Annotated in this window: 20 protein-coding genes; 14 read left to right on the forward strand and 6 right to left on the reverse strand. The window is 72.9% G+C overall.

What is annotated here, in order from left to right; all coding sequences use genetic code 11:
• Positions 1–246: 246 nt before the first annotated feature.
• Complete coding sequence (locus tag D5H75_RS44445) at positions 247–375, forward strand: hypothetical protein (RefSeq protein ID WP_277950003.1); 129 nt, start codon at positions 247–249, stop codon at positions 373–375.
• Here D5H75_RS44445 and D5H75_RS37665 read toward each other — a convergent pair.
• Entirely contained in the window at positions 351–1,118 is a 768-nt protein-coding gene (locus tag D5H75_RS37665; protein WP_202638906.1) for a GntR family transcriptional regulator, read from the reverse strand. The genes D5H75_RS44445 and D5H75_RS37665 overlap by 25 nt on opposite strands.
• A gap of 187 nt (positions 1,119–1,305) precedes the next feature.
• Here D5H75_RS37665 and D5H75_RS43815 point away from each other — a divergent pair, with 187 nt between their 5' ends.
• A complete protein-coding gene (locus D5H75_RS43815; protein ID WP_242454754.1) occupies positions 1,306–2,079 on the forward strand; it encodes a DUF6879 family protein in 774 nt (257 codons plus the stop codon).
• Between the two features lie 15 nt (positions 2,080–2,094).
• Here D5H75_RS43815 and D5H75_RS37675 read toward each other — a convergent pair whose 3' ends face one another.
• Positions 2,095–2,988, reverse strand: coding sequence for a helix-turn-helix domain-containing protein (locus tag D5H75_RS37675; protein WP_202638907.1), 894 nt, complete (start codon positions 2,986–2,988; stop codon positions 2,095–2,097).
• Between the two features lie 182 nt (positions 2,989–3,170).
• On the opposite strand from D5H75_RS37675, the gene D5H75_RS37680 reads away from it, so the two are divergent.
• From D5H75_RS37680 to D5H75_RS41065, 9 genes are all read left to right on the forward strand, one after another.
• A complete protein-coding gene (locus D5H75_RS37680) occupies positions 3,171–3,425 on the forward strand; it encodes a hypothetical protein (RefSeq protein ID WP_119931409.1) in 255 nt (84 codons plus the stop codon).
• The gene (locus D5H75_RS37685) at positions 3,422–3,721 is read left to right on the forward strand and encodes a hypothetical protein (protein ID WP_119931410.1); all 300 of its coding nucleotides are present in this window, start codon (positions 3,422–3,424) and stop codon (positions 3,719–3,721) included. The genes D5H75_RS37680 and D5H75_RS37685 overlap by 4 nt, the downstream gene beginning before the upstream one ends.
• The gene (locus tag D5H75_RS37690; RefSeq protein ID WP_119931411.1) at positions 3,718–4,143 is read left to right on the forward strand and encodes a hypothetical protein; all 426 of its coding nucleotides are present in this window, start codon (positions 3,718–3,720) and stop codon (positions 4,141–4,143) included. Before D5H75_RS37685 ends, D5H75_RS37690 begins: the two co-directional genes overlap by 4 nt.
• Before the next feature lie 23 nt (positions 4,144–4,166).
• On the forward strand, positions 4,167–4,358 hold the full coding sequence (locus D5H75_RS37695) for a hypothetical protein (RefSeq protein ID WP_119931412.1): 192 nt from the start codon (positions 4,167–4,169) through the stop codon (positions 4,356–4,358).
• 410 nt (positions 4,359–4,768) lie between these two features.
• A complete protein-coding gene (locus tag D5H75_RS37700; protein WP_119931413.1) occupies positions 4,769–5,602 on the forward strand; it encodes a phosphotransferase in 834 nt (277 codons plus the stop codon).
• 136 nt (positions 5,603–5,738) lie between these two features.
• The gene (gene hemC / locus D5H75_RS37705; protein ID WP_202638908.1) at positions 5,739–6,689 is read left to right on the forward strand and encodes a hydroxymethylbilane synthase; all 951 of its coding nucleotides are present in this window, start codon (positions 5,739–5,741) and stop codon (positions 6,687–6,689) included.
• Between the two features lie 97 nt (positions 6,690–6,786).
• Positions 6,787–7,089 carry a DUF6879 family protein gene (locus D5H75_RS37710; protein WP_119931415.1) on the forward strand — a complete coding sequence of 101 codons (303 nt, stop codon included), beginning with the start codon at positions 6,787–6,789 and terminating at the stop codon, positions 7,087–7,089.
• A 6-nt stretch (positions 7,090–7,095) separates the two neighbouring features.
• Positions 7,096–7,827, forward strand: coding sequence for an AAA family ATPase (locus D5H75_RS37715; RefSeq protein ID WP_119931416.1), 732 nt, complete (start codon positions 7,096–7,098; stop codon positions 7,825–7,827).
• 31 nt (positions 7,828–7,858) lie between these two features.
• A complete protein-coding gene (locus D5H75_RS41065) occupies positions 7,859–8,053 on the forward strand; it encodes a hypothetical protein (RefSeq protein ID WP_147425416.1) in 195 nt (64 codons plus the stop codon).
• 74 nt (positions 8,054–8,127) lie between these two features.
• Here the strand turns inward: D5H75_RS41065 and D5H75_RS37720 are convergent, their stop codons facing one another.
• From D5H75_RS37720 to D5H75_RS37730, 3 genes are all read right to left on the reverse strand, one after another.
• Positions 8,128–9,132 carry a hypothetical protein gene (locus D5H75_RS37720; RefSeq protein WP_147425417.1) on the reverse strand — a complete coding sequence of 335 codons (1,005 nt, stop codon included), beginning with the start codon at positions 9,130–9,132 and terminating at the stop codon, positions 8,128–8,130.
• 209 nt (positions 9,133–9,341) lie between these two features.
• Positions 9,342–10,463, reverse strand: a complete 1,122-nt coding sequence (locus D5H75_RS37725; RefSeq protein ID WP_119931418.1) for a hypothetical protein — start codon at positions 10,461–10,463, stop codon at positions 9,342–9,344.
• 172 nt (positions 10,464–10,635) lie between these two features.
• Positions 10,636–13,347: an ATP-binding protein gene (locus tag D5H75_RS37730; protein WP_119931419.1), complete on the reverse strand. Its 2,712-nt coding sequence runs from the start codon at positions 13,345–13,347 to the stop codon at positions 10,636–10,638.
• 245 nt (positions 13,348–13,592) lie between these two features.
• On the opposite strand from D5H75_RS37730, the gene D5H75_RS42375 reads away from it, so the two are divergent.
• Positions 13,593–13,760: a hypothetical protein gene (locus tag D5H75_RS42375; protein ID WP_202638909.1), complete on the forward strand. Its 168-nt coding sequence runs from the start codon at positions 13,593–13,595 to the stop codon at positions 13,758–13,760.
• A 161-nt stretch (positions 13,761–13,921) separates the two neighbouring features.
• Here the strand turns inward: D5H75_RS42375 and D5H75_RS37735 are convergent, their stop codons facing one another.
• Complete coding sequence (locus D5H75_RS37735) at positions 13,922–14,992, reverse strand: PD-(D/E)XK nuclease family protein (protein WP_147425418.1); 1,071 nt, start codon at positions 14,990–14,992, stop codon at positions 13,922–13,924.
• A 145-nt stretch (positions 14,993–15,137) separates the two neighbouring features.
• Here D5H75_RS37735 and D5H75_RS37740 point away from each other — a divergent pair, with 145 nt between their 5' ends.
• Complete coding sequence (locus D5H75_RS37740; RefSeq protein ID WP_119931421.1) at positions 15,138–17,120, forward strand: hypothetical protein; 1,983 nt, start codon at positions 15,138–15,140, stop codon at positions 17,118–17,120.
• Between the two features lie 203 nt (positions 17,121–17,323).
• Positions 17,324–18,838, forward strand: a complete 1,515-nt coding sequence (locus D5H75_RS37745) for a CpaE/TadZ family protein (protein WP_202638910.1) — start codon at positions 17,324–17,326, stop codon at positions 18,836–18,838.

The raw sequence follows: 18,838 nt of genomic DNA on the forward strand, positions 1-18,838 counted from the left end.
AAGGCGCAGCTGGTTCTCTTCAGGAAAAGTGTTCATGCGCGTTGCTCGACCTCCTAGCTTGTTTTCGTCAAGGGCGCCCCGGGGCAAGAAGTTGCGTCACAGCGACTCCTTGCCCCCGTAAACAAATCGTGCCTAATTGGAGTTAGCCCTGAACGTCCCTGATCGAAGACCTGGCCGCGCGGGTTCGACGTCTACCGGGGGTACCGTCCGAACGAGTCGCTCCAGGGCGGATCGCAGCGATGGACGGTGGTCTCGTACGTCGAGGCCGGCCGCGAGCAGGAGTTCCGCGAGCTGCTCGCGCCCAACGGCTGCGAGGTGCACCGGCTGTACCGGGTGGAGTCGCCCGTCCCTCAGTCCGGGATCGGGAAGCGGTAGTCGAACACGGCCATGTCTGCCCTGATCACGAACCTGGTCACGTCCAGCGGCCCGTCTTCGGTGTGGTAGGTGCGGAAGACCTCGAAGACGGGTGTTCCGGCGGGGATTTCGAGCCGGGCGGACTCTGGGCCCGTGGGCATGCGAGCTGTGATTTCCTCTTGCACGTCGAGGACGGGGGAGACTGCGTTGATCCGGGCGATGTGGCCGCCTGCTCCCTCGGCGGCGACCAACTCGGGCGACCGCTCGCCGGTGGCGATCGTGAAGTAGCTGTCAACGGACTGGTTGATGACGCCGTCGATCGTGGTGATTCGCCGGCGGACGTACACCAGCTCGCCCTCGGCGACGCCCGGCAGTCGCGCGGCGACGAACGCCGGCGCGGGCGTCTGTTCGGTCACGGCCGTTTGCCCGATGGCCTTGCCCTGCCGCCCCCCTTCGGCGACGAGAAGCGGCTGGGGGTTGTCGCCCGCCCAGACGGAGCGACTGTAACGACTGATCCCGTAGCGCCGCACGGCGGGCTTGACGCGCACGAAGTTGCCGAGCCCTTGGCGAGAGACCACAAGGCCCTCCTGCTTGAGCCGGTCAATCGCGTACCTGACGGTGACCTGACTGGTCCCGAAGCTCTCCGCCAGGGCCGGGAGGCCAGGAAGCCTGTCACCGGGCTGAAGCTCGCCCGATTCGATCTGGGCGCGCATGGCGTCGGCGATGCGCTGCTGCCGTGACCTGCCGTCGGTCGTCTCGCTCATGGGGTTAACCGTAGCGCCCACTGTTGGTCTGTTTACAGAGAGGGAGGGGCGTGCTGCAATGAGTCTGTAAACAGACCGACAGACCGATCCACACCATCGGGCCGACCCCTGTCTGATCGGGTCACACATGGACCAGAGCGCCAGCCAGGATGAAGGCCGCTGATGGCCCTATTCGGGAGGCCGCGTCATGGATCACAGCCCCATCAACCCGCGCGAGGTGGACTACGTCGGCGGAGGCGGTAGCGGCGACGAGGAGTGCCCGGCGGTGTACCGGGACAGACTCACCGGCGGCTTCTACCAGGTCGGCAGGCACATCACCGATCCGGAGGTGCTGCAGAGCCTTCGTCAGCACCTGGCGATCGGCGCCGACGAGGCGGTCATCTGGCAGCCGGAAAGCCTCGCGGAGGCTCTCGCCGAGGCCGCCGCAGGCGCCTACGGGCAGGAACGGCAGGGGCCGGGGGAGCCAGCGTTCGCCGATCTTCTGGCCCGCACCCAGCGGTCGGCCGTCCACCTGGAGATGCGCGACGTCTACGAGCCCGCGCATCCCGGCTTCAACGACTGGCTCAACGGCGGGTCCGGCCGCGTCGATCGCACACCGTGGACCTCCCTCGTCGAGCAGGCGACCGCGCGCGGGGTCAGGATGCGCCGCGCCCGCATCGTGTCCGAGCCGGTCACCGACTACATCGCGTGGGAGCACATGATCACCGATGTGAACATCAAGGCCGGCGAAGAGGTTCGCTGGCTGCCGCGCCGCCTGGCGTCCGGGCTGATGCTCCCGCACGCCGACTTCTGGATGTTCGACAACCGCCTCGTGCGCTTCCACTACAACGCCGGCGACGGGACCAGCCTCAAGCGGTACGAGTGGGTGTCCGACCCTCGCTACGTCGCCCCGGTGGTCGCATGCTTCGAGATGGTGTGGGAGCGAGCCATCCCGCATGAGGAGTACACCCCGCCGCGGTGAGCCCATCCGTCCCATTCACGGCAGGGCGTCCAGGGCCTTGGCGATGAGAGCACGGGCGGAATCGCCGTGCACAGCGAGCGACCACAGCCTGTCCCAGGCCTCGCCGTACATCCGCGTCTCGTACGGCTGGGTGAACGTGAGGTCGCCGGACACCAGCTCGACCGTGACGATCGTCCGGTCCGGCAGCTCGGACATGGTGAACGACTCGTCCGGTGAGATCCCGCGCCGGTCCGCGTCGCGGGGGATGATGCCCAGGGACACGGTCGCCGGGTACTTGGTCCGCAGTAGATCGTCGAGTCGCTGGAGCTGCTCGCGGTGCACTTCAGCCGGAGCGGGCCGGTACCAGATCACATCCTCCTCCAGCAGGAACGCCCATGCAGTGCCCGGCCGTTCCAAACAGCGCTGCCGCTCCATGCGAGCCGCGACCGCCTGGGAGACATCGTCGATGTCCAGGTGCTGCTCGACGCGGGCCTGGGTCAGATAGACGGTGGTGAGCGCCTCCGTCTGGAGCAGGCCCGGGATCACCTTCGTCTGATAGACCCAGTGGCGTTTTACCTGCCAGTACTTGTCGCGAAGCTTCCGTTGGCGGCCATGGAGCCCTGCACGGTTGAGCTGGCGGTGGGTGATCCACATCCCGGCGACAGCGGCCTGCTCCGCCAGCAGCTCGGCCTCCTGCTCCGGCGGCACCCCGCACACCCTGCACCACGTGCGTACGTGCTCGGCCGTGATGGTTCGCTGCCCGCGCTCGACCATGGAGACCAGAGCCGACTGCGCCCATCCCGCTCGGCGTGCGAACTCCACGCCGGACAGTCCGGCGTCCGTGCGCACCTGACGAAGCTGCGCGCCGAGACGCTGCCGGGCAGCTTGCGCTGCTGACGATGGTGATGATGGCACGGCGATGATCCTCACGTACACGGCTGATGAGGACGGCGAGTTTCACAGGCATTAACAGCTGATCGCCTCTCCCCTCACGCTCTCACACTATTGCTGTTAAAGACTGTGAAACTGCTGGCCCGCCTGGTGAGCCCAGGTGAATGCTCCTATCAGCACCGCCCCCGAGCGCCGATGTGACGCGGTAATCCGGAGGAGACATGGCCATTTACGAGCAAGTATCCGAGGTCGCGGACGAGTTCCCCCACTGGACGGTCTTCCGCAGTGACGCCGGCCGGTGGTGGGCTTCGCTGAGACGGGAGTTGACCCGGCGCGAGATGGCCGAGTCCTGTGACCGGGTGGTGGACGCGGACGACCTGGGCGGGCTCGCCGTAAAGCTGCGTGAGCAGGAGCGGCGGCAGGCGGTCGCGGCGCGGGACAAGCTCGCCAAGCCCCGCCTCAGGGGTGCGTCGTGAGCCGCTGGTGGGACGACCCGGCGGTCATCATGGCGCCGGAGGACCTGCGCCGGCTGGACGCCATGGCGGCGCTGTACCCGGGCTGGGAGATCACCCGCCGCACCGACAAGACGTGGGCCGCCGACCGGCGGTGCGGTCTCACCCAGCGGCAGGAGGACGGCGGTCTCGTCGCGCGGCTGACCGCCGAGAGCCTGGCGGAGCTGGGCCGGATGCTCGCCGAACAGGAGCGGCGGGCCACCAACGGGCGGCTCTGGCTGATCGCCGGGCCCGGCGTCCACCCCGGGAGGACCGCATGACCCCGACCGTGCTCATGAACGCCCTGCGCGAGCATCTGGCCGCGCACGGGCTGTACGTCCAGGACGACGCGGTCCGCCACGTCGGCGACGCCGTACGGCTGCGGCTCGGTGACCTGGAGGTGACGGCCACCGCGGACTCGTTCGCCTGGGACGGGCACCACCATCCGGCAGAGCAGGCCGGGCAGGTGGCCGAGCTGCTGGCCGAGGCGTACGAGGAATACGCGCTGCGCTGGCTGAAGTCGATGTGCCCCGGCTGGGACTACCGGCGCGACCCCGACGGCTTCCGGGCGCTGTGGCTGTGCGAGCTGCCCCAGCGGCTCATGGACGCCGGATTCCGCGCCGAGGTGGCCGAGAAGACCCTGCGCGCCTTCGTCAACGCCGTCCGGAAGCAGTCCTACCTCGCCCACATCAACGGCTGCTGACCCTCATCCCCGGAAGGTTTCTCATGCGCTTCCTGCGGACCATCGTGCGCATCGCTCCCCCGCTCGGCCTGGTGCTGCCGGCCGCCGGCCTCGCGGCGCTCTTCCTGCGCCATGAGGCCCTGTCCTGGTGCCTGCTGGTCACGGCCGCGATCATGTCCTGCCTCGACCAGGTGCCCGTCCTGCGCCGCTGGGCCACACCCGATCCCAGCGCCTGAAGCCCCGCGACCGGGGCGACGCCACCCCTTGGGGGAGACGCCCCCGGTCGCGGGCCAGCCGGCGGCGGCGACGCGGAGACCGCGGCAAGGTCCCGCGCGCCGCTGCCCTCCACGCCGCCCCGGTTCCCAGGAAGGAGGCAGCGCGCCGCGGCGGCCCGGCGGCGGCCGACCACCAGTGCACGCGTACGGTCCTCACCCACCGCTCGCACCCAGGCCGCCGCCGGGGCCCCTGAAACCGGCGCGGCGAGCCCAAGGTCCCTCCTGGGCTCGCCGCGCCACCCACCACCACGAGAAAGGGACGAGACGAATGACCGAGACGATCAACCTGCGCGAGCCGGACGAGGACGAGACCAGCGACCAGGAGGACAGCGGCCAGGAGGAGGACGTGACGGCCTCCTAGAAGACACCAGATGTTCGACGACCTGACCCGCGACCGGGCCGCGCTGCCCGCTCCGGTGCTCCGCGCGATCGAGGCGCGCACCGGCCCGGTCGTGCGCACGATCCCAGCGCTCGTCGGCGACCAGGCCGACGTCGCCGCCACCCTCGTCACCGCCGAGGGGAAGGTGTTCGTCAAGGCGGCGCCCATCCGGCGAGCCGCCGTACGGGGATTGCGCCGTGAGGCGCTCCTGGCCCCCCGCCTGACCGGGCTCGCACCCCGGCTTCGTTGGACGCTTGAGGGCGAGGGGTGGCTGGTGCTGGGTTGGGAGCACATCGAGGGCCGTCACGCCGACTATGGCCCAGGGTCAGCGGATCTGGAGATCCTCGCGGCGCTCCTCGGCGCGCTGGCGTCCACCCCTTGTCCTTCCGAGCTACGGCGCACGATCCGACCGCCCTGGCTCGCCACCGCCCGCGACCCGTCCCCCGCGCGGCTCCTGCACGCAGATCTGAACAGCACCAACGTGCTGATCACCAAGTCCGGCCGCGCGTATCTGGTGGACTGGGCCAACGCCGCACGCGGGCCGGCCTGGATGGAAACCGCGCTGCTGCCGCCGTGGCTGCTGCGAGCCGGGCACACACCGGCGTCGGCCGAGGGCTGGCTGAGCCAAATCCCGGCCTGGCGGCACGCCGAGCCCGAGATCCTCGACACCTTCGCCGTCACTCTGGCCGCCAGGTGGCAGGCGCGCAGCGTAAACAGCGGTGCTCCCTGGATCGCTGAGCGGGCGGATCTCAGCCTGCGGTGGGCCGACCACCGCCTCACTCGCCGCCCACCCACCCTGGCACCAGGAGTACCGAATGCGCGATGAGCACTCCGGACACGACATCTCCCTGCCGGCCTCTCAATCACGACAGATTGACCGGTGCCCGGCCCCCGGCGACATGTCTGCGCACCCCATCACCCAATCGGGCGGGCGGGGTCTCCTCGATCGCTATGTTGACCAAGTGCTTCCGGAACGTAAGTTGCGCCTGGCTACCCGCACCTCGCCGATGGCGCGCGCCCAGGCGGACCACGTCGCCCGCCTGCTCACCGCCGTGTTGCCGGATCTGACGGTGGACATCGTCGGCATCGAGACCTCAGGCGACCGGTGGCAGGGCGACCTGGCCCAGCTCGGCGGCAAGGGCGCGTTCCTGAAGGAAATAGACCGAGCCCTGGTCACCGGCATGGCCGACGCTGCCGTGCACTGCCTCAAGGACGTGCCCGGCGACATCCCCCTGCCCCCGGGGCTGGTGTTCGCCGCCTACCTGCCCCGCCAGGACGTGCGCGACGTGGCCGTGTTCCGGACCGGCTCGCCGTACCACGACCTGGCCGACCTGCCCCCCGGAACCCGCGTCGGCACTTCGTCGGTACGGCGCAAGGCCCAGCTTCTGCGCTGGCGGCCGGATCTGGCCATCGAGCGCATTCGCGGCAACGTCAACTCCCGCCTCGCCCGGCTGGACAGCGACGGCAAGGTCGAGGCGCTCGTCCTGAACGCCTCAGGCCTGGCCCGCATCGGCGGAGCGGGCGACCGCGCCGTACAGCTCCTGGACACCGACATGATGTGCCCGGCGATCGGCGCCGGGGTGCTGGCCATCCAATGCAGCGACCGCGACACCGGCATCGTCGAGCTGATCCGCACCCTCGACGATCCCGACACCCGGCTGCACGTCACCGCCGAACGGGCCATGCTGCGCGGCCTGCAAGGGCACTGCAACAGCCCCATCGCGGGCTACTGCACCACCACCGCAGACGGACAGCTCTCCCTGATCGGGATGGTGTTCACCCGCGAGGGCGGCCAGTTCGTCTACACCCACGAATGGGACACGCCCGGCCGGGCCCGTGAGCTCGGCGAATACGTCGCCGCCGTGCTCAACCGCAAGGGCGCCCAGGACATCATCGCCGGCAGCCCGCACTGACCCCTCGGAAGCCCTTGGGAGTCGTTCATCGAAGGATGTGTAGAGATCCCGGATGATCTCGTGAACTTGCTCGTCCGGCTGTACGTGAAGGAGCGTTATGGACTTGATCTCGATTCAGCGCCGGGGTGAGTTGATCTCCAGCTCCCGGACGAGCCTGAAGCTGGAGCTGCGAGACAACTACGCGGTCGATGCCGAGGCGCTGGAGGTTTGGCGGCGCCATGGGGCCGCGGAAGCGCGCAAGCTGATACAGCCGTACGCGGACAAGCTCGCCGCGCAGATCGCCGCCGGGGAGAAGAAGTTGCGGCGCGTCAAGGTACTCTCGCGCCGCAGCGACCGCGGCGACGACCCCGACCTCGCCGTGTCGCTGCACCACCTGACCGACCGCCTCCTCGCCCGGTAGACGCCCATGTTCCTGTCCCGCATCCACCTCGACGACCACACCCCGGCCGAATGGCCGTTCACCGTGCCCGCCGTACAGCGGTTGCGCGAGGGCCTCACCTTCGACCGGCCGGTGACGTTCCTGGTCGGCGAGAACGGGTCGGGCAAGTCCACCATCGTCGAGGCCATCGCCGACGCCTGCGAGATCAACTCCGAAGGCGGCAAGGCCGGCACCCGCTACGCCAGCACCGGCGACCCCACCCCCCTCGGCGCCGCGCTCCGGGCCGAGTTCACCGTCGAGGGCCTGCGCATGCTCGGCGGGCCCCGCCGCAAACGCCGCGGGTTCTTCCTGCGCGCCGAGACCCTGTTCAACCTCGGCCAGAACGTCTCCGGCCGGTACGGCTTCTGGGAACAGAACCTCGACGAGCAAAGCCACGGCGAAGGCTTCTTCACCGTGCTGGAGACCATGTTCGCCGACCCCGGCATCTACCTCATGGACGAGCCCGAGGCCGCCCTGTCGTTCATGTCCTGCCTGCGCCTGGTCGGCCTCATGCACGACCTCGCCGGCGCGGGCGGGCAGATCATCTGCGCCACCCACTCCCCCATCCTGACCGCCCTGCCCGGCGCCCAGATCCTCCAACTCAACGACCACGGCATCGCCCCGGCCGCCTGGGACAAGCTCGAACTCGTAGACCACTGGCGCCGCTTCCTCGGCCGCCCCGACGCCTACCTGCGCCACATCCTCGAACCCGGCCAGTAGCAGCGGTCTCCGTGGATTGGCCTAGCTGCGGATGCGAGACGAACAGCCCGTCACCGAGCCTGCGGCCTCCCCTGTCGGTCCGCTCCACAGTGGCCGGCCACCCCCGCTGCGCGAGTTCGACGAGTACGCCGCGCACCCCGTGGGCACCGTGTTGACCATGGTCGGGCGCTCCACCGGGCGGCTGGCGCTGGGCCGCGGACGGGAACGGCTCCCCTCACCGGTGTGAGGGGAGCCGGGGGGATGCCGGGCGCGGGCCGTGCCGGTGCCGTCAGGGAGTGTGGCAGGGGTGCGGCCGCGCGGTCAGGCCGGGCGGGCAGCGGCTCTGGCAGCGCGCAGGGCGTCGGCGGCCGGAACCCCTTGCGTCCACGCCTTGACGGCAACGTCGGCGATCAGGACCCGGTCGGCCTCCTGCGGCACCGGACCGGCCACCTCGGCGGCCACGCCGCCGAACCGGCCCGCGATGTCGCAAATCCGCGCGGCCAGGCCGGGGGGCGCCATCACGGCGTGGGCGCACGAGCCCGCCGGCTCCAGGTCCCCGTGGTCCGCCGCGTGGACCAGGCCGGCGACGCGCGCCAGGTGGTGGCAGGCGCTGTGGAACGCCTCCCACTGGCTGGGCACGGACCACAGGTGCCTGCCGCCCAGGCGCAGGAACAGCAGCACCCGGCCGGACGGCGCCGTCCGCTCAGGAAGCGTGACGTCGCCGGCGTGCGGCCGGCCGGCCAGCACCTGTGACACCCGCCGCAGCTCGGCCTCCTGGTCGAAGGAGACGCTGGCGATCTGTGTCAGGTCTCGTGCGATGGCCTCGTGCCAGGCTTCCAGGGATCGCCGCACACCCGCCGACGTGAGCACCTGGATGCGGCGGCCGAGTTCCCGCAGCCCGGACTGGGCCAGGTCGATCGCGCACGCCACGCATGCATCGGGCAGCCCTCCGTCGCGCAGCCGATCGCGGAGCCGGTCGGCGTGGGAACGCGCCGGGAAGGCGATTCCCGCGATGTCGCACAACTGCGGGATCTGCGCGCGCAGGTCCGGGCCGATGTGGACGACGTCGGCGGGACAGACGCCGCACGCGCGGCACTCGCGCCATGCGGGCAGGTCCGGATCGCCTCTGCCCTCCCGTTCGGCGCCGAGGGGGATGAGGTCCGGCGCCGCCGGGCAACCGGCCCGGTGGTAGCCGTCCCCGTGCCGGCGGCCCTGCCCCATGCCGGGGATCAGGTGCAGGTCCGGATGGTCGATCTGGGCGGCGGCGACCAGCTTCACGATCGGATAGGCCTGGACCGCCTGCTGCTCTCTGTCCATTCCGGTCACGGTCGTCTCCTTTGTTCTGGGTTAGCCGCGACCGACCGTGAGGGCCCGCGCCGCCCGGGCACGCCCGGCCCGGCGCCCTGTCGGCCGGGCAGACGAGCCGACCCCGGCAGACCGCGGGCGGAGGCCGGCCGGGCATCCAGCGTCTCGGCGCACCCGCCCGGCCAGCGCGTCACGGCGGACGTACGTCAGGGATGTGCGGGGCCGCGAGGTCAGAGGGCGGCCGCGCGAGCGGCGGCCAGGGCGCGGTCGGCGGCGACGCCCCCGGCCCAGGCCAGCATGGCCACGCGGGCGATCAGCGCGCTCTGGCCGCCGTCGGGCAGCGGACCGGCGATCTGGGCGCGCCGCCCTGTGCCCGGGTCCCCGAGCCGGCAGATCTCGCGGGCCAGGGCGGCGGGGGCGGCCACCGCGCACACGCACGACCCGCGAGGGGCATCGGACGGCGCCTCCGGTTCGTGGGCCAGGCCCGCGACGCGTCCAAGCTGGTGGCACGCCCCGTGGAACAGCCGGGCGTAGGCGTTCACGCCGGGCGGCCGCTCGCGCGCCGGCCGTACGAACAGCAGGACCGGCTCACCGGCGAGCAGGCTCTCCGTGCGCCGCGCCAGCTCGGCCTCCTCCAGCGGAGGGATCTGCGGGTCCGCGCCGGAGTGCCGGAGGGGGGAGACCGTCCCTTCGGCGTCCCCGCGCGGTACGGCGATCGCGGCGCCGGCGCCGTCGTGCCGCATCCGCAGGGCCGCGTACAGGCGCGCGACACGCCGGTGCTCCTCCCCCGGCGCAAGGCGAAGGTCCAGCACGCCGGCCAGGCGCCGGTCCTGCCGGTGGCGCCATGCGCGCAGCGCGTCGCGCACCGGCGGGAGCGAGATCTGGTGGTTGAGGCGCCGCACCGCGAGCAGGTGCCGGTCGAGCCGTGCCGCCCAGCAGGTCACGCATCGCGCGGGAAGGTCGCCGTCGCCGGGACGTTGCGCCGCCGCGCGCCACTCGTGGGCCAGCTCGACCGCGATCTCGGCGATCTGGACCAGCAGCTCCCGCTGACGGTGGTCGAGTTCCCCGCCGATGTGGACCAGGTCGAACACGCTGACACCGCACGTGGCGCACTCCCGCCAGACCTGGCGGCACACCAGGGCGTAGTCGGCCCGGCCCTCCTGCGGCTCGCCGACCTCCAGGTGCCGCGGCATCCGCGGGCACCCGAGGCGATGGTAGCCCTCACCCAGCCGCCGCCCCTGGGCGATGCCCGGCCTCAGGTGCAGGGCCGGGTGGCGGATCCGGGCGGTGACGACCAGCTGCGCCAGGTACTCGATGTCGCGTGCCCGGTTGATCAGGTCGGCGTCGCTCATGTCCCGTCCCGTCCGCACCTCGCGGCTCCGCCGGCGTCCCCGGCACATCCCATCTGGCTCCCCTTCGGCTCGGCGCTCGCCCGCGGCCACCGTGCGGCCGCCGGTGGCCGGCGCACGGTACGGCTCCCCCGTATCCGCCAGCGCGGTACGGGGGAGCCGGTTCCGGTGGTGGTCAGCCGGAGCGGGGCCGCGGGCCGACGTCCAGGCCGGTGAAGAAGTCCCCGGCCGCGGCGTCGTCCCCGGCGCTCTGGCCGGGGGGCGCCTGCGCGGCGGTCGGCGTCGTCTGGGGCTGCCGCCAGGGCAGGGACGTCGCCGCCGGCTCGGCACCCGCGGCGGGCGGCGGAGGCGAGGTCAGCGGGTCGTGCGCGTCGAAGCCCTGGGGCGCCGGCTGCGCCTGGCGGGCCCGGGCGGCCGCCCGGTTCTGTTCCTCGCGCAGTTCCTCCTCGCGGGCGCGCCGGGCGGCGTCGCGGCGGCGGCGGTCCTCGGGGTTGGTGCTGAACGCCTGCATCGCGGCGGCCGGGGTGGGCCCGAGGGCGACCTCGGAGTGCCGGCCGTACAGGTCGCGGAAGATGCCGCGGGCCCATTTGGCGGGCTTGCCGTCGGCGGCCGGGGCGGGACCGCACGCCCTGAGCTCCTCCAGCCGCTGGTCCGTGGGGCGCAGCCCGCACAGCCTCAGCGCCGCCTCGGCCTCCTTGCGCTCGTTCAGTTTGAGCACCAGCACCCGCGACAGGTATCCCTCCAGGTCGCGGGTGACCACGTCGGCGATCCGCTGGGTGAGGAACATCGGCAAGATGTTCAGCGACCGGCCTTCACGGGAGATCCGCTGCAGCGAGGCCAGGCCCTCCGGCTGGGACAGGTACGTCCACGCCTCGTCCACGATGAGCACGCCCTTCTGGTGGGCGATGAGGACCTCCAGCGCGGCGCGGGTCACGAGCCGGACCGCGGCCAGGGCGATGCGCTCGGTGAGGTTGTACTCCCCGGGCCGCTTGCCCTCCGGGAGGCCGAGCTCGCGGTCGAAGTCGATGAGCGTCAGCCGCTGGCTGACGTCCAGCCGTGGCAGCGGCCGCAGCGCGATGCCCAGGGCGAACAGCGCCGACCCTTCCATCTGCATGCGCACCTGCTCCTTGATCCAGTCCTTGTGCTCACCCGGGACGCGGTCGAGCGCGTCCCAGACGCACAGGGCGCCGCTGAGCGCGCCCCGCTTGAGCCCGGCGGTCAGCTCGCGCGTGGCCGAGGGGCTCTTGCGCTCCAGGCTGTCCTCCAGCGCGGCCAGGATGTGGGTGCTGGCGATCTCGGCGGCGATCTCCGGCGGGGCGTACCGGAACGGGTCGAACGCGCCGGGTTCCTTCTCCAGCGCGGACATCGACACGCGCGCGGAGGGCACTCCCAGTGAGTTGGCGTAGTCGACCATCCCGTACAGCGAGTCGCCGCCCTTGGGGTTGATCAGGAACACCGGCAGGCCGTTCAGCGCCGCCTGGACGGCCAGGCTCTGGGCGAAGAACGTCTTGCCCGAGCCGGGGTCGCCGAACACGGCGAACGACGGCGGCAGGTTCAGGCGGGGGGCGGCCAGGGGGTCGATGAAGAACGGGGTGGCGTCGGGATCGACGATCCCGCCGAACGCGCCCGCCTCGTCCCCGATGTTGGAGAACGCCTGCAGCCCCGCGTTGGCGATCATGGGGACGTTGACGTCCTGGATGAAGGGGTTGGTGCGCACCGACGAGCAGGGCAGCGTCTCCTCCAGCGCGCTGATCTGGCGGTGCTCCAGCGGCTTCATCTGGATCCCGTACGCCTGGGACATGAAGTCCAGGTAGGTCTCCGACGCCTCGGTGATCTCCCGGGCCATGATGATGGAGCAGTTGGCCAGCATCGGCTGGTGGGAGGCGGCCAGGTAGTCCTCCAGGGCCTTGGCCTGGCCGTAGGAGCTGGACAGCTCGACCTTCTCCAGGTCGCCGGTCTTGCGCTCCTCCTCGGCGTTGGAGATGATCCGGCGCTGCGCCTTGCGGGCGCGGCCGCGGGTGAGGTTCGCCGGTTCCAGCTCCGCCCGCACCGACACCACGTGGGGGGCGTCGCCGGGGTGGCTGATCACGTCCATCGCCCAGGTCGCCTGCGGGGCGGGCATGGTGGTCTGCTCGAACCTCATCACCGCCGCCATCTCCAGGTCGCCCAGGCCGGGCAGGGACAGCTTGGTCGGCTGCTCCTCGATGACGGCGTCGGGGCCGCGGCCCAGGTTGTACCACGATTCGAGCTGGTCGAGCTGTTCGCGGGTGGGGACGGCGGCGTTGTGCCGGGTCATGATGGCCCGCACGGTGGCCGCGTCGCTCTCGTAGGCGTCCAGGTCGGGCACGTCCTCGGCGATGGTCTGCTTGACCAGCTCGGCCATCGCCTTGACCTTCTTGGCCTGGGAGGCGCCCGGATCGGACTTGGAGGCCTTGTCGCGCAGCGAGGAACGCAGCTGGACGCCGAACAGCAGCGCCCGCTTGGGGGCCAGGAACCCGAACGCCTCGGACTGGTAGCGCCGCAGCTCGGGCGTGTTCGCCTCCGGCGGGACGACGCGGTCCTGCCAGGTGATGGAGATGATGTGGATCACGCGGTTGTTGGCCAGCGTCGAGATGCCCCCGACGGGCTGGCGGGACGTGGCCCCCAGGTCGGTCAGCAGCCGCGACAGCGGTGAGGCGATGGCGAGCTGCTGCTCGCCGTCCTCCCACTTCATCGGGAACAGCGGGACGGACCGGTAGAGCCACACCTCCCCGTTGTGCCCCACGTAGACGCCGTCGTCGGTCCGCCAGGCGTACGGCGTGGTCCACAACGTGGCGGTCTGCGGGTCGGCCCGGCCGGCGCGGCCCTTGCCGATCAGCCGGCCGGCGTAGGTCTTGAGGTTGGCCATGGTCGATGTTCTCCAAGGGCTGTTTTCACGGTGGTCTTTGCGGGCGTGCGCCCGCGGCCGAGACGGGCCCCGGCGCGCGGGCGACGTTCCTGCCCAGCATCGGAACCGCCGCCCCGCCCACCACCCCAGCGCCCGCGGCCCCGCCCGCCGGGGAGATCGCACGCGCCGGCCGCGCCCCCTGTGCCGCGGCGCGCCGACGTCCACGGTCGCCGGGGCGAGCTGTGCCGAAATGAAAGGACCAGGAGATGACGCGGCTGCTGGGGTTGCTGGTGTTCTGGCTGAACGCCACGCTGGTGATCTTCCTCATGTCGGGCCATGCGCTGGTGGCCGTATCGGCCGGGATCCTGCTCACGGTCGCGGTCTGGCGCCTGTGGCGTCCGCTGCACGTGCGGGGCGACGCCGACCAGCGCTGAACCCGCCGCTGAACCCCATCGCTGAACCCACCGGACATCCGGCTCCGCCACCTCCCGCCCGCCAGGGAGGTGGCGGTTCATGTGCCCGGCGGGCCCGGACCGGCTCGGCGGGGGCGTCACAGGGGTTGCCTGTCACGCCGGCGGCCCTCACCTCTCCCCCTCTATCCGGCTCCTCGCGCGGCTTGCGGGGTGGCGGGGTCCGGCAGCGCGTAGGGGTCGTCCCGGGCGTCGGGCGCGGCCTCGGGGAACGGCTGCCGCGCGGGGACCGGCGGGCGTGGGGGGCCTTCAGCCGAGGGAGCGGGGCGGGGGCCGCCGCCGGGAGCCGCGGCCGGGCAGGCGGGCGAGCGGGGGCAGCGCCGGCACCACTCCCCCGGGCTCAAGGCCGCCGGGCGCGACTCGGTCTTGAGCTGTACGGCGGCGCGGGCGGCGGCCACCACGCGGCGGGCGGCCGCCGCCAGCGAGTCAGGGCTCACCCGCGGGTCGGTCCACTCGCCGTCGGCGAGGGAGAACACGGCGCTGCGCCAGGGCGGCAGCCCGTGCCGCAGGGTGCAGACCAGCGCGTACAGCTGCGCCTCCTGGTGGTGCTCCTCGCGCAGCCGCCCGGACTTCAGGTCCACCAGCAGCATGGTGCGGCGCCCGTCGGGGCGGGGACGGCCCAGGATCAGATCCGGGCGGGCGTGCAGGCGGATGAGGCCGGCGCGTGCCGCCAGGGACTCCTCGAACCGGGGCGACCAGGCGGCGTCCAGCGGCGGCCACGAGTCCAGGAACGCCGTCACCCGCGACACGGCCCCCGCCAGCACATCGGACTGGGCGGCGATGCCGTCGTCCCAGAGCGCGGCGAACTCGGCGTTCTCCCCGGCCGCGCCGAGGGCGGCCGCCCGCACGTACTCCTCCACCGGCCGGCCCGGGTGGGTGTGGGCGAGCTGGATGGCCCGGTGCGTGACGATGCCGGCGGCGACCGGCGGCGGCGTCGCGCCGGCGGGCGGGCCCTCCTGTTCGGCCAGGTATCTGCCCTCGCAGGCCAGCACGGAGGCGATGGAGCCCTTGGTGAGGTACAGCGGGCCGTCGGGCCAGGCCGGGGCCAGGTCCGCCACCCCGTCGGCGATCGTCTGCCGCAGCTCGTCGGCCAGGCCGGGCGGCGCGGTCGGACGCGCGGCGCCGACGGCCAGCAGCTCGTCGAAGACCCGCCGCTGGGTGGCGGTGAGGCGGGGCGCGGAGAACCCGTCGTTCATGAGCTGCACCGTGCCGGCGGCGCCGGTCGGCGCACCCTGCGGATTCCTGACGGCCCGGCACTGTCGGGGTGCCGCCGGCGGCGCGCCGGCCACCCGGCCGGCGTGCCCTCCGGCGGAGGATCAGTTCTCGCAAAGGAGGTGGAACGTGCAGCCGGCATCGGCCGCGCGACGTCCGGACGATGAGCGGCACGACCATCTCATCGCGGACAACATCGATCTGCTGGCCAGGCTCAACGTGCTGCGGGCCGGCATCGTGGAGGCGCTGCGCGTCGCGGTGCCCAACCACGTCAAAGGCCTGGAGCGCAGGCTCGGCATGCCCCTGGGCGATCTGGACGAGCCGGTGCTGGTCGCCTACCTCATCACGTTGTCGGAGGCCGCCCGCGGCCTGAACGCCACGCTCCAGCGGCGTTCACCCGGGCAACGTGGCGGCAAGGGCCTGGAGGCGACCTTCTCCGAGATCAGCAAGGCGACGATGGCCCGGTCCGCGCCCGGCCCGGGCGGCCGTCCGCGCCAGGTCGCCGAAAGAGCCCGTCCCGGCGCCGAGCCGGCGGGCACCGCGCGGCGGGTGCCGCCGCAGCGGCCCGGCACGGCCAAGGACGCGCGGCGCGTCCCCTCGCCGTCACCGGCCTCCCACGACCAGGCCGACCGCCCCGAGCAGGCGGGCCCGAAGGGTCCACCACCGCCGATCCCGGCCTCATCCGGCGGCCGCCACCCGGGCTCGTCCCCGGCCCGGGACGGGGATCAGGCAGGGCCGCGCACGTCCCCGGCCGTCCCCGGCGACGCCGGCCGCGGGCGGCAGGAGACCGCCCGGAGCGACCGGGCCGACGCGCAGGACGGCCCGGACCAGACCCGCGCGCCCGGTCAGAGCGGCCCCGAGCCGGGACCGGACGACGCCCGGGCGCGGACGCGCAAGCCGCGCCGGCGCGGCAAACGGCGCACCAAGCCCGCACCGGCAGGCGAGGGCGGCACCCCGGCGGCGGACAGCACCCCAAGCGGTGGGCCCGCGGCCGCACCCGCCGGACCCGAGCCGGCGCCGCCCCGCGACGCCCTGACCCCCGGCGAACCGGCACCGGCCGCCCAGCCGATCGCGCGGCCGGCCCGGCAGGAGAAGCCGCGCGCGGAGGAGACGCGCGCGGAGGAGACGGAACCCGGCGACGCCGCCCCGCGTACGGCGGAGGCGGACGCCCCCACGCCAGACGGCTCCGGCCATGGCGGAAGTGGGCGCGGCCCGGAACGAGCCGGGGACGGCACCGCGGCACCCGCCGGCCGGCCGGCATCCGAGCCCGCCTCGGCGCTGGTTCCGGCGGCCCTCCCCCACCCGCAAGCGGCGGCCGGCGCCGGAGACACGGACACCAGCCCGCCCGAAGACACCAGCCCGCCCGGAGACACCGGTTCGCCCGAGAACGCCGCACTGACCGGGAACGATGAACGGACCGCGAACACCGAGCCGACCGGGAACACCGGGCCGACCGGGAACGGCGGGCCGGGGCAGGACGGCGATCCTCCCGCCTCCCCCGCCGAGGCGGCACGGCGCGTCCTGGCCGCGCCGCGGCCGGTGTTCGCCACCGACCTGGCCGAGGTGTTCGGCGACGCCGCGCGAGCCCAGCAGTGGGCCAAGGGGGACGGCAGGGCCTGCGTCGCCCAGGTCGTCCCGGCGCATCCGCGCAACAATCCCCTGGGGGATCTGCTCGTGCCCGCCGAGACGCTGCGGGACGGCGCCCTGCGCCGCTCCTGGTGGGGACGCTGCCTGGAGCAGGCCTGGCGCGGGCCGCGCTTCTACGAGTTCGCGCAGCTCCTGCGCAGTGTGGCCGGCGGCGTCACCTGGAGCGACATGGACTCCTTCGCGCCCCACGTCGCGTGCCTGAGCCTGGCCTCCGGCGAGACGATCGTGGCCGTGCTGCGCACCGGCCAGCACGGGCGGCGCTCCGCGGTGGCCGCGGTGAGCAGCCTCCTGCGGGCCGAGCCGCGCCTGATCTACGTCGCGGTCTGCGGCACCGACCTGGTGGACGAGGTCGGCGTGCTCATGGCGCAGGAGATCGCGGCGCGCATGTGGGACCCGGCGTCCATCACGGTGATCGCCGGACATGCCCTGGCCGCCCGCCTGAGCCATGACCGGCCCGGGGCATGAGCCCGCGACCCCTCAGCCCCCTGCCGCGCCGTCCGGCCCGGCGGGGGTTTCCCGCGCCCCCGCCCTCGCGCCCGGACCGGCGCGAACACGCCGCCGGCGGGCCGAGGGCCCGTTCCGACACTGGCAAGTGCGCAGACAAAGACTGAAAGCACCGAGAAGAGCGAGGTCCACTCGACATGGCTACTGCCACCCCTACCGTCATCGTGGCAGGAAGCGCTCCTGTCGCCGACAAACTGCGCGCCACCGGGCGCTTTCCCGAGGTTCACGGCGTCGCGTCGGCCTCCGAGCTGGCGGCCCTGGCCAGGAGCGGCACGGCCAAGCCTCCGCTGAGTTTCCTGTTCATGCCGGCGTTCGAGCTCGACATGCCGGAGTTGCCGACGGTCGCCGACATCGTGCGCACGCTGTCAGGGATGCCGGGATGCCAGGTGGCGGTCTTCGTCGCCGTTCCCGGCGCCGCCGAGCTGGTCGCGCAGAACACCTCCATCACACTCATCACCCCGCCGGTCGAGGAGGACAGGCTCCTGGCCGATCTCGGCGCGCCGCCGGGTGAGCAGCCGCGGCCGAACCTGGACTTCGGTGCGCCCGCGCCGGTCACCACGCCGCCCGGATCACCCGCGCCGCCCGCCACGGCCCCGGTCACGGCCCCGGCCGCGGCTCCGGTCACGGCTCCGGCCGCCGAGCCGGCGCGGCCCGCCTGGCGGCCCGATCCCGCACCGGCGGTATCCCCCGCCACCTTGTGGCCCGGCCCCTCCACCGCCGCCCCGGCCGTACGGCCCGCGAGCCCGTGGAACACGCCCATTCCCGCGGCCGGATCACCGGCCCCGGCGGGCGGGACGCGGCCCGCGCCCGCGCCCGCGCCCGCGGCCACAGGCCGCGGCAAGGTCATCGCCGTGACCGCGCCCAAGGGCGGTGTGGGCAAGTCGTCGCTGTCGGTGAACCTGGCCGCCTACGCCGGCAAGGCGCTGTACGGCAGCGGCCGGCGGGTCGCCCTGGTCGACACCAACTTCCAGCAGGCCGACGTCGGCAAGTATCTGGGGCGGACGAGTCCCAGCATCGTCGACCTCGTCCGCCAGCCGGAGGCCATCACCCCCGGCCGCATCGACGACTACCTGGTGCACCACGACCAGATCGCGCTGTCGGCGCTGCTGGGCCCTCCGGACGCCATGATGGCCAACCCCGGGACGGTCAACGCGGGCGTGTACCAGCAGATCATCGAGATCCTGCGGGACCTGTACGCCTACATCGTCGTCGACACCCCCGTGGCCGAGCTGTACCACGACACGTTCATCGATCTGGTGCTGCCGCAGGCGGACCACATCGTGGTGCCGCTGGAGCCCAACCGCGTCACCCTCGAGGACGCCGCCGGCTGGCTGAGCGCCATCACCGCCCCGGCGCACGCCGGGGGCAACGGGGTGGACCGCGCCAAGATCGCGCTGGTGCTGAACCGGGCCCGGATCGGGGTGAACCTGGACCCCGACGAGGTCAGCGGGGTGATGTCGGGCTGGCGCTTCATCGGGATGATCCCCGAGAGCGACGACTGGCTCCAGGCGGTCAACACCCATCAGCTCCTGGCTCTGCAGGGCAACAGGGAACTGGACGCCATCTTCCGCAGCATGCTCACCGAGCTGACCGGCGACGCGCAGTTCGCCATCGCCGGCCCGGCCTCGGACGCCCCCAGGAAGCGCGGGGGGCTGCTGTCCCGGCTCGGCCGCAAGTGA

Origin of the sequence: Bailinhaonella thermotolerans, assembly GCF_003594875.1 — a bacterium.
GTDB classification, from domain to species: domain Bacteria; phylum Actinomycetota; class Actinomycetes; order Streptosporangiales; family Streptosporangiaceae; genus Bailinhaonella; species Bailinhaonella thermotolerans.